This window comes from Pseudomonas frederiksbergensis (assembly GCF_003732275.1).
GTDB classification, from domain to species: Bacteria; Pseudomonadota; Gammaproteobacteria; order Pseudomonadales; family Pseudomonadaceae; genus Aquipseudomonas; species Aquipseudomonas frederiksbergensis_H.
Genome location: NZ_MOBM01000038.1, coordinates 1,048,609 through 1,061,656, shown reverse-complemented (window position 1 = coordinate 1,061,656; position 13,048 = coordinate 1,048,609). Strand labels below are relative to the sequence as shown.

Here is a 13,048-nt window from a genome sequence, read left to right as displayed (position 1 = left end):
CCTTTGGCTTACGTAACAGGAGGTTTGGCTAAGACACTGAAGCACAAATGAAAACGGCCTGGACAGGGCCAGGCCGTTAACAATTGTAAAACCGCGCTTATTTCAAAACAGCGAGTGCCGCTTCGTAGTTTGGTTCTTGACCGATTTCGCTAACCAGTTCGCTGTGCAGAACCTTGTCGTTTTCGTCCAGAACCACGACGGCACGGGCGGTCAGGCCTTTGAGTGGGCCATCGGCAATCGCCACGCCGTAGTTCTCGATGAACTCGGCACCGCGCAGGGTCGACAGGTTCTGCACGTTTTCCAGGCCTTCAGCGCCGCAGAAACGAGCCTGGGCGAACGGCAGGTCAGCGGAGATGCACAGCACCACGGTGTTGGCGACATCATTGGCCTGGGCATTGAACTTGCGCACGGAGGTGGCGCAGGTCGGGGTGTCGATGCTTGGGAAGATGTTCAACACTTTGCGCTTGCCGGCGAAGCTCGCCAGGGTCACGTCGGACAGATTGCCGGCAACCAGGGAAAAGGCTGGCGCCTGGGAACCGGCTTGTGGCAATTGGCCGTTGACTTGAACCGGGTTGCCTTTAAGAGTGACTTGAGCCATGAACGGAGTCCTTCTGAACGTTGATGTAGAGAATTTTGACGAGGCCGAAGTTAACCACGAAATCGCCTGACGACCTATGCCCAGATACAAATTGTGATATGTCGTCGCACAAAAATGGATACAGGTGTTTCAACAAAACTTACTAACACTGCACCACCCTGTGGGAGCGGGCAAGCCTCGCTCCTACAGAGATAGGGGCAAAAGGTTTGTAGCGATTTTCCTTTGGCCGCATTGTCGATTTAGCCCATGGCCATTCGACTAGACAGTGAGTCACTCAAATCCAGCGGAGACAAGACCATGCGATTCATGATCATTGTGAAAGCCAGCCCGGATTCCGAGGCCGGTGTGATGCCCAGCGAAGAACTGATGACTGCAATGGGCAATTTCAACGAGGAACTGGTCAAGGCCGGCATCCTCATCGATTGCGACGGCCTGCAGCCCAGCAGCAAAGGCGCCCGCGTACGTTTTTCGGGTGACCAGCGCACGGTGATCGACGGCCCGTTCGCCGCCACCAAAGAGCTGATCGCCGGCTATTGGTTGTGGCAGGTGAAGTCGAAAGAGGAAGCGATCGAGTGGGTCAAGCGCTGCCCCAACCCGATGCCGGGGACAGAGGCCGAGATCGAGATTCGCCAGGTGTACGAGGCCGAAGACTTCGGTGCCGAGTTCACACCGCAATTGCGCGAGCAGGAAGAGCGAGTGCGTACGCAGGCGAAGAAGAACTGAATCACACCTGATGCACCGTAGGCGGGGATATCGGGGTCTCAAGGGGAAATTAGTAGTACCGGGAGACCGCTTTCGCGAGCAAGCCCGCTCCCACATTTGATCTCTGGTGTTCACAAAATCTGTGATCGAAACAGAATCAATGTGGGAGCGAGCCTGCTCGCGATATAGGCCCTCAGCCCCGCCGCATTACTTGGACTTGAGCTTCAGATACGACTGATGCATATCCGACGCCCAGCCATCGATCACGTTTTTCACGTCACCGGCCTTCATCACCTGATCTGAGTTTTCCAGCGGTTTGCCGATGCCCTTGCGCACCACCTGGGCCACGACTTTGTTGTTGCCGCCATCGAGAAACACCGCTTCGGTGGCCAGATTGGTTTCCTGGTCGCGAATGCCGCTGGCTGTACTGACTGCCGCTGCCACCAGGGCGATCGGGATCACTTCATAAGGCTGAAGGCCTTCGGTCTTGCTGGTGACAGAGGTGATCGCCGCACGCACCACCATCACGCCGGGGCCGGGGCCGTTGGCCAGTGGCAGGGATTTGCCTATTTCGCGTTTAAGTGCTTGATCGTAGTAACTGGTGATGCCGTTCAGTGTGGTCTGCGGGATTTTCACCGTCGGTTGCGGTTTGGGATAGAGCTGAGTCGGCTCGATGTAGACACTGGTGAATTTTTTGACATCGAGCTTGGGGTCCATCCAGCGCATCACCACGGCGCCCGATGGCGACTTGGCTTCCTTCAGCTGACTGTAGTCCTTGAGAAAACCGGAATACTGGTCTGGCTCAACGACTTTACTGGAGCACCCCACCATCCCGATAGAGGCGATGCACAGTGTGCTCATCATTAACGCAAGCTTCATGCTGTAACTCCTGTCAGAAGGCCGGGCAACAATATTGCATAGAGGAATTACAGGTATAGCCAATGCCCGGCACTTTGTTTTCAAAAAACACAATATTCATCTATTGCCGCAGCATATCGTTGATATTCGAAGGGCTCTTCGCGGGCAAGCCACGCGCCCACAGGATTTTCGTCGCTCAAAACTCTTAATTTACTAGCATTGGGACAGGCCCCCTCGCCACAGGCTTCAGCGCCGTCTGAACAACGGCCGCGGCTCAATCACCGAGCGCCCATAAAGCACACTCATCCCGGCCAATCCCTTCAGCGCATCTTCGGCGGATTTGTCTTCGCGCACGGCAAAGCTGTCGAAACCGCATTGGCGCATGTGGCTGAGTTGATCGCGCAGTACATCGCCAATCGCGCGCAATTCGCCTTGCCAACCGAAACGCGTACGCAGCAGATAGGCCTGGCTGTAGGCACGTCCGTCGCGAAAACTCGGGAAGTCCAGGGCAATCAACGGCAGGTCGGGAAACCATGGGGCCAGGTTTGTCACTTCGTCGCTGGGACCCAGCCAGACGCCTTCGAGCGCTGATGTCCTGTCGGCATTCAGGGTCAGCCACTGGGGTAACGGCAGTATCAGCGGCCCGGCCGGCAATTCCTCCGTTGTTTCACGAATCAGCTGCCACGGATCATCGCGCACCCACTCGGCGCCGCGGTCTTGCAAACGCAGCAGATTGTTCATGCCGACACCTCCAGCATTTTCGGGTATACCCGCTCCTTGAACGGCTCCAGACCGATGCGCGCAAAGGTATCGACGAACAGCTCCTCGCTTTCCCGGTAGCGAACGAACGTGGCAATGATCCGTTCAATGACATCGGGCACTTCGGCAGCGCTGAAGGACGGGCCGATGACTTTGCCCAACGCGCTGTTCTTGCCCTGGGCACCGCCGAGGGTGATCTGGTACCACTCGCTGCCGTTCTTATCGACGCCAAGAATGCCGATGTTGCCGATGTGGTGGTGGCCGCAGGCGTTCATGCAACCGGAGATGTTCAGGCTGATGTCGCCCAGGTCATGCAGGTAATCCAGATCCTCGAAACGCGCCTGAATCGCTTGTGCTATGGAGATTGATTTGGCGTTGGCCAACGCGCAAAAGTCACCGCCGGGGCAGGCGATGATGTCGGTTAGCAAGCCGATGTTGGCGCAGCCCAGGCCTTGCTCGCAGGCCAGGCACCACAGTAGATAAAGGTCAGCCTTGGGCACATCCGGCAGGACGATGTTCTGTTCATGGGCGATGCGGATTTCGCCGAAACCAAACTGCTCGGACCACTGGGCCACCGCTTCCATTTGCTCGGCGGTGACATCCCCCGGCGGCGCGGTGATGCCCGGCTTGGTCGACAGCACCACGCTGGCGTAACCCGCCACCTTGTGCGGTTGAACATTGCGCGCCACCCAACGGGCGAATGCCGGTTTCTCGGCCAGGCGTGTACCGAAGTCCAGATCAGTGCCGGCCAGTGGACGGTAATCGGGCGGCACGAAGGCACTGGCGACACGCTCATATTCGACGTCGGTCAACTGCGCCGGACCGTCCTTGAGGTACACCCACTCCTCCTCCACTTCCCTGGCGAACGCCTCGATACCCAAAGCCTTGACCAGAATCTTGATCCGCGCCTTGTACTTGTTATCGCGCCGTCCGTAACGGTTATAGACCCGTAACACTGCCTCGACATAGGACAGCAGGTGCTGCCACGGCAAGCCTTCGCGAATCTGCAAACCGAGGATCGGCGTGCGCCCCAACCCGCCGCCAACAATCACCCGCAAGAGCATTTGCCCGCGGTCATCGCGATAAAGATAGAGGCCGATGTCATGCATCATGATCGCCGCGCGGTCCTGCTTCGCCGAGCAGATGGCGATCTTGAACTTGCGCGGCAGGAACAGGAATTCCGGGTTGATGGTCGACCATTGCCGCAGGATCTCAGCCAGCGGGCGCGGGTCCATCAGTTCGTCCGCCGCGACACCGGCGAAGGCTTCGGTGGTGATATTGCGCACGCAGTTGCCGGAGGTCTGGATCGCGTGCATTTCCACTTGGGCCAGGCGTTCGAGGATGTCCGGCACCTGAGCCAGTTCGATCCAGTTGAACTGCATGTTTTGCCGGGTGGTGAAATGGCCGTAGCCACGATCGTAATCCCGCGCGATGCTCGCCAGAATGCGCATTTGCTTCGCGCTCAGCGTGCCGTAAGGAATCGCCACGCGCAGCATGTAGGCGTGCTTTTGCATGTACAGGCCGTTCTGCAGACGCAGGGGCAGGAATTCTTCTTCGCTCAAATCGCCTGCCATGAAACGTTCGACCTGATCGCGAAACTGCGCAACACGCTCGAACACCAGGGCCCGGTCATAGTCGTCGTATTGATACATGTGGCTGCCACCTCATCAGGATTATCGGGCTCTGCGGCTAATGCCGGTCAGTCAGGGATTTGAATGCCGCAATCCATGTGGGAGCGAGCCTGCTCGCGATGACGGTTGCACATTCAACACATGTGCTGCTTGTCAGTCCGCTATCGCGAGCAGGCTCGCTCCCACAAGGTCTGCGCCTTAATTGGTCGGCATCAGGCTCTGCGGCTCGTTCTTGAGGTGGCGACTATGCACCTACGGCGCAGCGCGTTACAGATTCAGCTAAACACCAAAAAACCGTATCAGAGCACGGCCTATGTCCGCAGGCTCGCGTCGCATCTGATCCGTACAAACTCGGTTTTTCTGAGTCTGTTTTGTTTGCAACAGGGTTTCTACAGTTCATGGCATGCCAGACCGGATGGCCTGGCAAGACTTTGCAACCGTGGAAGAACTGACCATGAGCACAGCAACAATCGGACAGGCCTATAACTACAAGGTCGTTCGCCAATTCGTCGTGGCAACCATCGTCTGGGGTGTCGTCGGGATGGCGATGGGGGTATGGATCGCCTCGCAACTGGTGTGGCCCGAGATGAACCTCGACCTGCCGTGGACCACCTTCGGCCGCTTGCGCCCGCTGCACACCAGCCTGGTGATTTTCGGCTTTGCCGGCAGCGCGCAATTCGCCGCCAGTTACTACGCGGTGCAACGCACCTGCCAGGTTCGGCTGTACTCCGACAAGCTCGCTGCGTTCACCTTCTGGGGCTGGCAGTCGGTGATCGTGGTGATGCTGATTACCTTGCCGCTGGGCTACACCACCACCAAGGAATACGCCGAGATCGAATTCTCCGGCGCGGTGTGCATGACGGTGGTCTGGGTCGCTTACGCCATCGTGTTCTTCACCACCGTGGTGCAACGCAAGACCAGGCACATCTACGTCGGCAACTGGTTTTTTGGTGCGTTCATCGTGGTGATCGCCACGCTGCACGTGGTCAATCACCTGTCGATCCCGGTGGACTGGTTCAAGTCGTATCCGGTGTATTCCGGGGCCACCGACGCCATGGTGCAATGGTGGTACGGGCACAACGCCGTGGGGTTCTTCCTGACTACCGGGTTCCTCGGGATGATGTATTACTTCGTGCCGAAACAGGTCGGGCGGCCGGTGTATTCCTATCGTTTGTCGATCGTGCATTTCTGGGCGCTGATCACCCTGTATATCTGGGCCGGCCCGCACCACTTGCACTACACCGCGCTGCCGGACTGGGCACAGTCGCTGGGCATGGCGATGTCGCTGATTCTGCTGGCGCCGAGCTGGGGCGGGATGATCAACGGCATGATGACGCTGTCGGGCGCCTGGCATAAGTTGCGCACCGACCCGATCCTGCGCTTTCTGGTGCTGTCATTGGCCTTCTACGGCATGTCGACGTTTGAAGGGCCGATGATGGCGATCAAAACGGTGAACGCCCTCTCCCACTACACCGACTGGACCATCGGCCACGTTCACGCCGGGGCCCTCGGTTGGGTGGCGATGATTACCTTCGGCGCCATCTACCACATGGTCCCGAAAGTCTTCGGTCGCCCGCAGATGCACAGCATCGGCCTGATCAATGCGCACTTCTGGCTGGCGACCATCGGTACCGTTCTGTACATCGCGTCGATGTGGGTCAACGGCATCACCCAGGGGTTGATGTGGCGCGCGATCAACGACGACGGCACGCTGACCTACTCCTTCGTCGAAGCCTTGCAGGCCAGCCATCCGGGGTTTGTCGTGCGCTTTGTCGGTGGGGTGTTCTTCCTCAGCGGCATGTTGCTGATGGCCTACAACACCTGGCGCACGGTGCGGGTGGCGGACGTGAAAATGGCTGAACTTGAAGCGCAGATTGCCTGAGGCAAGGAGCCTGACATGATCGAGATGGTGTTGAATCTATTGGGTGTTTTGGGGCTTTGGCTGGCGGTCGAGTATTGCCTGAAACATCAGACGGCCGAGAGCCTGGACGATGCCAGCCTGATTCCGTTTGCCGATGGCCCCGAGGTGGCACGGCGGGTGGAATTGGCCACCGGAAAGAAAGTGAACGCCGTCGCGCCGGCAGAAGTGAAGCCGGGTTGGGGCAACCTCGAAATCTGATACACCACGATCACTGTGGGAGCGGGCTTGCTCGCGAAGGCGGTGTGTCAGGCAACATTGATGCCGACTGACACTCCCTCTTCGCGAGCAAGCCCGCTCCCACAGTGGTTATGTGTTCGTCACAAATAACACGCTTCAGCCGCGCTCGCGGGGAATCAGGCTCTGCAGCTGCTGCGCCAGGAAGTTCGCATCGAAGGCAAAGGTGTCCGGGTCTTTCAAGCCATTGGTCTTGCGCCACTGCCAACTGCTGGAGGGCGGCAGGCACACCAGCGAAATGCTGCCATAACGCGCCGCGGTCAAGCCCATCACTGCCAGGGAAATCTGCCCACCCGCGCCCATCACGTCCGGCACAAACTCCACCGGTTTACCGGCGATCACAATGGACAGTTTCTCGGTCTTGAACGTCGACGTCTCAAGCGGCACGCTCGGCCCGGACGCGACATACGCCTCGCGGCTCACTTCCAACAGATTCGGCGTCAGGACCGGCGCCAGCCACTGCTGGATCTGATCGAACAACTCACCAATGCGCGTCGCCCACACGGCCGATTGCGACTCAAACAGTTGCTTCTTGTGCGCTTCGCTATCTGCATAGTGGCGAAGCATCTCGCCCAGTTGCTGTACATCGTCCATTGCGGTGTTCCTTTGGTTGAAGCGGTGCTGCGGACTTTGAGCATGGCAGATGCCGACCGCTCGCGTACAGAAAAGGTGCGAACGGCTACAGAGTCTCGGTAGATGAAAAAGCACCATGACACTTCACCGAAAGATGAACGGTACAGTTGATTTTCGCTGGTATCCGCCGTTGGACAAACGGAAACTCCCTTCAGGCCTGCCCTATCAACACAGGCCATAGCCTGAGGAAATCCAATGCGCACCATCGGCCTTATCGGCGGCATGAGCTGGGAGTCCAGCGCCGAGTATTACCGTCTCATCAACCAGCAGGTACGTGATCGCCTCGGGCCGTTGCGCTCGGCGAAATTGCTGATGTACAGCGTCGACTTCGGCCCTGTCGAACAGGCCCAGCATGCCGGGCGCTGGGACGACGCTGCGGCGATCCTGGTGGATGCAGCCCAGCGTCTGGAAGCGGGTGGCGCCGAGTGCGTGGTGCTGTGTACCAATACCATGCACAAGGTGGCCGGGCAGATTCAGGCAGCGATCGATATTCCGTTCCTGCACATTGCCGACCCGGCCGGCCAAGCGGCACTGGACGCTGGCGCGCTGCGAGTGGGTTTGCTGGGCACCGCGTTCACCATGGAACAGGACTTTCTCAAGGAGCGTCTGACGGCCAAAGGCCTGACGGTGCTGGTGCCGGAAGCCGAAGAGCGCCAAGCCGTGCATCGGATCATCTATGACGAGTTGTGCGTCGGGGTGATCAGCGAGGCCTCACGCCAGGTCTATCAACGGGTGATCGAATCGCTGACCGAACGCGGCGCCCAGGCGATCATTCTCGGCTGTACCGAAATCGGCCTGCTGATCAAACCCGAGCACAGCGCCCTGCCCTTGCTCGACACCACCGAACTGCATGCGCAGGCGGCGGTGGCGTTCGCGCTGGGCGACTGACTCGCACAGGATTTTCGTCGCTCAAATTACCGGCATTGGGCCTCGGGCATGCGACGCAGGCGCGCCATGCTCAGGGTATCGACCAGCCGGCCGTCACGCACGGCGTAATCGCGAAACAGGCCTTCGGTCTCGAAACCGAATTTCTGGTACAGACCGATGGCCGCTTCATTGTCGGCGTACACCGAGAGTTCGACCCGTTGCAGGTTCATCCAGTTGTCGGCGACGTCCAGCGCTGCTGCCAGCAGTTTCGAGCCGACGCCCTTGCCCTGCCACGCCACGGCGACCCCCATGCCGAAGCTGCCGGCGTGGCTGCGGCGGATTCGCGAAAACTGCTCAAGGCCAATGTTGCCGATGACCGCTCCCTGGTGCAGCGCCACCAGTTTCACTGCCCGCTCGTTGTCCGCCATCAGCCGTTGGCGCCAGACCTCGGTGGACTGAAACGGCATCTGCAGCACCTGCCGTGCCACGGCCGGGTCGTTGTAGAGCGCGGTGATGCCCTCGATGTGGGATTCGTTGAAGCGTTCGAGGTGAATGGCGGGGTCGTGGTCGGGCATGACGGTGTTCGTCCTTGATCGGTGTGTGGCTGACCACTCTAAACCGCACGCCCTCTGCGTGGCGATAACAATTGAAGGTGTATCCACCTGTGGCGAGGGGGCTTGCCCCCGTTCGGCTGCGTAGCAGTCGTAAACCCGGAAAATGCGATTTATCAGATACAACCGGGTTGAATGATTTTGGGGCTGCTGCGCAGCCCAACGGGGGCAAGCCCCCTCGCCACAAATGAGCGGGGTCAGTCATTGCGGCCCCATCATCAGACGTTCACACAAGCGCAATACAGTAACGCGGATTGATTTCTCGCCCCTTCAATCTGTGAGCCGAATACGTAATGTTGCCTGTTGCCGAGATAGAAGCCGCCTTGAAAAACGGGATTGCAAAGATCCCTGATCGTTACGCTGGCAGCAATGAAGTGGGGGCCTACTGCCCCACTAACGACGTTGAGATCAACGTTCGATTTCTAACGCCAGCTGACATTCCCTCGGTGCTTGAACTTGAGCAAAGGAAGTGGGAAGACGATCAGCGCGCCGAAGCCTCCATGCTGGCGTCACGGATCGCCTCTTTCCCGGCATTGAGTATCGGCGCTTTTTGCACTCGCACGGGGACTGCGCTGGCGTCGTTGTTCATGAAACCTACCCGGCACGACAGCATACGCAAGTGCCCGACATGGGCAGACTGTGCAAGAAAACAGGACGGCGAGGAGTCCGCAAAAACCGGTGTGTTGTTTGGCATCAGCCTGAGCAGTATTGATCCGAAAGCGGTGCAAGCGATTTTCGAGTTCTTTTGGCCCCATGCGCTGAAGGCGGGATGGTCAGACATCTATCTTGGCTCGCCGGTCCCGGGTCTTCGTCATTGGGCCTCGCAGAATCCTGATCTTCCAGTAGCGCAGTATGTGCGAGGTGAACGCAAGGGCCTGCCGCTGGATCCGCAACTGCGGTTTTACTTCAAAAAAGGCTTTCGCAAGATCGTCGCCATCAACGACAACTATTTCCCGCATGAGCCTTCGCTGGATGTCGGCGTGCTGATCGTAGGTAAAGTGCCGCTCTCCGGCCTTTCCTTCATATGGAAGAGAGTTCCACTGCCCTGGCTGCAGCGCATGAAAAAACTGTGCTCCGTGTGCTTGTGAACGCCTCTCTGACAAAAGCGCAGCACGTCGATGCCGGCTCGCGCTCCAACCTGCCCAGCTATCTGTTCATGGCCCTGTGCGTCTTGAATACGGCCGCGATTGCCTGGTTGGCTGCGCACGCGGGGTATGGATGGCTGGCCGTTGCTCCGCTGATCGTGCTCCAGGCGATCCTGATGATTGGTGTTCAGGAGATCAAGCATCAGGCTGTGCATCGTCAGTTTCTCGTTGGCACGCGTCTCAATGATGCAGTGGGTGTGTTCGCGGCTGCCATTTTCGCCGCCAACTTCGTCGGCTACCGCTACTTTCACCTCGAACACCACCGCAAAACCTGCCAGGCCGATGATCCCGAAGGGCTGATGTACGAACAGACATGGCGGACACGCCTGATCAGCCTGCTGGGTGCAGCGGAGCAACTATGGGTTACCGTCACCACCAATATTATTTCCCGACGCTACACACCCCCTCGCGCGGTCTGGCGCTGGCGCTGGAACAATGCCTTGATCGTCGTTTTCGTTGCAGTGCTGGGGTTAGGCATCCATGAGGTGCCTCGACAAATTGTGTGCGCCTATCTGCTCCCGTATTGCCTTTTTGCCTGGATGGATTTCTGGCTGACGCAGGCCGAGCACTATGGCGTGCCGATCTCGGCTCAAGGCTCGCGCCGCGCACCCGCTGACATCACGACGGATTTATACCTGCCAAGGCCTCTGTCCTGGCTCATCCTGAATCGCTCGCTGCATCGCATTCACCACCACGCGCCGGCGACCCGCTGGTTCCATGCGTACGCTCAATCGAGGGCTCTGGCCAAACGCAAGCCAGGTGGCGTGACGGACCTGCCCACCTTCTTTGCAACCTGGATGCGACTCGGTCCCCGACTCTGGAAGTAAGCCATGACAGACGCACCTATCGAACCGCGGCGCGCAAAGATTGCCGAGGCCGACATCTTCAAGCCCTTCTGGAACGACACATCGATCAAGACCTATCTGTTCGATGCCTGTTCGGTACTGCTTCCTGCCGGTGAGCAATTCGTGATTTCGGTGGTGGAGTCATCTGCGTTGCGGTTGCAACAAACGTCGGCGCTTGCCGAACATTCGCGCAGTTTCGTGGCAGAGGAACGGGCCCACCAGCGAGCGCACAGGCTGTACAACCAGCAACTGGAAACCCAGGGGTTTGAAGTCAAGAAGTTCGAGCACATGATCGAAAAAGATCTCGAGGCTCTTCAGTCGAAATTGTCACTCAATGCGCAACTGGCATTGGCTGCTGCGTTCGAGCACGTGACGGCTGTCATGTCCGCTGCCGCCTTGCGCAGAAACGGCTTGCTCTCGGTCAAGGAGTCACCACAGACCCGCCTGTGGCGATGGCATTGCGCTGAAGAAGTGGCGCACCAGCACGTCACCACGGACCTGGCGCGGTCGCTGGGCATACCCTATTGGCAGCGGATTCTCTATTTCCTGGCAGCATCGGGGCTCATGGCGTTCGATGTCATTCGCCACATGCACAGTTTTGCCCGCCTCGACATCGCCCGCGGCCGCGTCAGCTCGAAGGAAGTACGGCGTGCCGTGGGCAGCTTGCTGTTTCGCGATGGCGCCAACCTGGCATTGATGGCAATCGGATGGGCCGCCTACTTTCTTCCGCTGAAAAAAAGTTAAGAGGTCAGCCCGATAAAAGAGCGGCAAGGCTGGACGGTTGAGGCGCCAACCACCTGCTAGAGTAAAAAGCATATCAATCGACTATCCAGCACCGGAGTCGTGCGCTGCCACCTGGCTTTCGACTTGTGAAACGACGTTATTGGCCGGACTGAATGTCACCTTCGGAAATGAGGAAATTTCTATGAAAGGTTTGCTTCGCGTCGCAGGATTCAGCTTGATGGCGCTTTTCGCAAGTTGTGGTGTCGGTGCTCAGACCGTGCACAGTCATGCGGCGCCGCCTGCCTTCACCGCCACAGCGGCCGATATCCAAGGGGATAGTCAAAGAAATTGATCGTTCCCATGTTCCACGCAGGCGTGGGAACGGGCTTGCTCGTGAAAGGCGACCTGCACAGTCGATATTGATGTCGAATGTGATGGCCTCTTCGCGAGCAAGCCCGCTCCCACATTTGAACTGTGGCTACCCTTCAAACCACTCCCGCCGCTCGTTGAAGGTGTTGTGGATCAGTTCGACGATTCCCTGCACCTCGGCCTCATTCCGGGAGTCGGCATTGACCGCCATCCACACCTGGCGCTGCATCGGTTGCTTGAAGAGCCCGGGCAATGCCATCAGCCCCCGGTCGAATTGGCTCATGTAGTGCGGCAACAAACCGATGCAGGCGCTGCAACGGATCATCTCCAGCATCAGCTCATAGGAATGCAACTGCACCACCCCTGCCAGGCGCTGCTCCACCAGACTGTTCCATGGGCCAAAAGCGGTGACCTGACGGTCGTGTTGCCATTGCACCAGCATGAAATCGGCCAGGTCACCCAGGCTGTCCGGCCGCGCCGCGACCCGTGAATAGCGTTTGGCGATGTGCGGCAGATAGTCCAGCCGTGCCAGACGCTGGGGTTCGCTGATGGCGAAACTGGGGCCTGGCAACGGCGAATCGGTGCCCGCCAGCCACACCACCACATCGGCACTGATCGCTCGCAGGGACAGTTCGCTGTCCAGGGAGATGATGTCCAGACGCACACTGGCGTTGCGCCGCAGCAGCGAGACCAGATCGCGGCCGAGGATGTGGTGCAGGATTGATTCGGCCACGGCCAGGCGAATCAAGGGCTGTTCGATCACTGGCAACTTGCGTTCATGGGCCAAGGCAATCAACTGCGCCTGAAACTGCAAGCCGTCACGACTGAGGGCAAAGCCATTGCCCGAATGGCTGAACAGCGAACACTGCAATTGCGCCTCAAGTTGCGCCAATTGTTTACGCAACTGGGTCGACTTGATGTTGAGGCTGCGGGCCGCTTGCATGAAACAGCCGCAACGGGCACTGACCCGGAAAGACTGCACCAGCACCGGATCGATTCTGGCCGCCAGCGTGTGCAAGGATTCGCGCTGTTTTACGGGCCTGCGGTACTCGGCCACACCCTGACGCCCGGTGGATTCCATGAATGACATTGATGACTCCCTGTCGATCTGTCCTTGTACGTTTCATCCTGCTGATCGTTCATGAACCTGAT

At 58.7% G+C, this 13,048-nt stretch carries 15 protein-coding genes; 8 read left to right on the top strand and 7 right to left on the bottom strand.

What is annotated here, in order from left to right:
* Positions 1–97: 97 nt before the first annotated feature.
* Complete coding sequence (gene tpx, locus BK662_RS24315; RefSeq protein ID WP_123359645.1) at positions 98–598, bottom strand: thiol peroxidase; 501 nt, start codon at positions 596–598, stop codon at positions 98–100.
* Between the two features lie 297 nt (positions 599–895).
* Between tpx and BK662_RS24310 the strand changes: the two genes are divergently transcribed.
* Positions 896–1,321, top strand: coding sequence for a YciI family protein (locus BK662_RS24310; protein WP_123359646.1), 426 nt, complete (start codon positions 896–898; stop codon positions 1,319–1,321).
* 186 nt (positions 1,322–1,507) lie between these two features.
* Here the strand turns inward: BK662_RS24310 and BK662_RS24305 are convergent, their stop codons facing one another.
* The 3 genes from BK662_RS24305 to nirA form a co-directional block, all read right to left on the bottom strand.
* A complete protein-coding gene (locus BK662_RS24305) occupies positions 1,508–2,179 on the bottom strand; it encodes a DUF3313 domain-containing protein (protein WP_123359647.1) in 672 nt (223 codons plus the stop codon).
* Positions 2,180–2,404: 225 nt separating this feature from the next.
* Positions 2,405–2,899 carry a DUF934 domain-containing protein gene (locus BK662_RS24300; RefSeq protein ID WP_123359648.1) on the bottom strand — a complete coding sequence of 165 codons (495 nt, stop codon included), beginning with the start codon at positions 2,897–2,899 and terminating at the stop codon, positions 2,405–2,407.
* On the bottom strand, positions 2,896–4,569 hold the full coding sequence (gene nirA / locus BK662_RS24295; protein ID WP_123359649.1) for a nitrite reductase NirA: 1,674 nt from the start codon (positions 4,567–4,569) through the stop codon (positions 2,896–2,898). Before nirA ends, BK662_RS24300 begins: the two co-directional genes overlap by 4 nt.
* 433 nt (positions 4,570–5,002) lie before the next feature.
* Here nirA and ccoN point away from each other — a divergent pair, with 433 nt between their 5' ends.
* Together ccoN and BK662_RS24280 are read left to right on the top strand one after the other, a co-directional pair.
* Positions 5,003–6,430, top strand: coding sequence for a cytochrome-c oxidase, cbb3-type subunit I (gene ccoN, locus BK662_RS24285; protein WP_123359651.1), 1,428 nt, complete (start codon positions 5,003–5,005; stop codon positions 6,428–6,430).
* 15 nt (positions 6,431–6,445) lie between these two features.
* The gene (locus BK662_RS24280; RefSeq protein ID WP_123359652.1) at positions 6,446–6,667 is read left to right on the top strand and encodes a cbb3-type cytochrome c oxidase subunit 3; all 222 of its coding nucleotides are present in this window, start codon (positions 6,446–6,448) and stop codon (positions 6,665–6,667) included.
* 135 nt (positions 6,668–6,802) lie between these two features.
* Here BK662_RS24280 and BK662_RS24270 read toward each other — a convergent pair whose 3' ends face one another.
* Complete coding sequence (locus BK662_RS24270; RefSeq protein WP_123359653.1) at positions 6,803–7,297, bottom strand: hypothetical protein; 495 nt, start codon at positions 7,295–7,297, stop codon at positions 6,803–6,805.
* Between the two features lie 234 nt (positions 7,298–7,531).
* On the opposite strand from BK662_RS24270, the gene BK662_RS24265 reads away from it, so the two are divergent.
* Positions 7,532–8,224, top strand: coding sequence for an aspartate/glutamate racemase family protein (locus tag BK662_RS24265; protein ID WP_123359654.1), 693 nt, complete (start codon positions 7,532–7,534; stop codon positions 8,222–8,224).
* 26 nt (positions 8,225–8,250) lie between these two features.
* On the opposite strand, the gene BK662_RS24260 is transcribed toward BK662_RS24265, so the two are convergent.
* A complete protein-coding gene (locus BK662_RS24260) occupies positions 8,251–8,778 on the bottom strand; it encodes a GNAT family N-acetyltransferase (RefSeq protein ID WP_123359655.1) in 528 nt (175 codons plus the stop codon).
* A 329-nt stretch (positions 8,779–9,107) separates the two neighbouring features.
* On the opposite strand from BK662_RS24260, the gene BK662_RS24255 reads away from it, so the two are divergent.
* The 4 genes from BK662_RS24255 to BK662_RS34875 all read left to right on the top strand — a co-directional run bounded on the left by BK662_RS24255 (position 9,108) and on the right by BK662_RS34875 (position 11,879).
* A complete protein-coding gene (locus tag BK662_RS24255; RefSeq protein WP_259695947.1) occupies positions 9,108–9,902 on the top strand; it encodes a hypothetical protein in 795 nt (264 codons plus the stop codon).
* A complete protein-coding gene (locus BK662_RS24250; RefSeq protein WP_259695948.1) occupies positions 9,839–10,786 on the top strand; it encodes a fatty acid desaturase family protein in 948 nt (315 codons plus the stop codon). The genes BK662_RS24255 and BK662_RS24250 overlap by 64 nt, the downstream gene beginning before the upstream one ends.
* Positions 10,787–10,789: 3 nt before the next feature.
* Entirely contained in the window at positions 10,790–11,548 is a 759-nt protein-coding gene (locus BK662_RS24245; protein ID WP_123359656.1) for a metal-dependent hydrolase, read from the top strand.
* A gap of 181 nt (positions 11,549–11,729) precedes the next feature.
* Entirely contained in the window at positions 11,730–11,879 is a 150-nt protein-coding gene (locus BK662_RS34875) for a hypothetical protein (RefSeq protein ID WP_185047173.1), read from the top strand.
* A gap of 126 nt (positions 11,880–12,005) precedes the next feature.
* On the opposite strand, the gene BK662_RS24240 is transcribed toward BK662_RS34875, so the two are convergent.
* Positions 12,006–12,986: a LysR substrate-binding domain-containing protein gene (locus BK662_RS24240; protein ID WP_123359657.1), complete on the bottom strand. Its 981-nt coding sequence runs from the start codon at positions 12,984–12,986 to the stop codon at positions 12,006–12,008.
* Between the last annotated feature and the right edge of the window lie 62 nt (positions 12,987–13,048).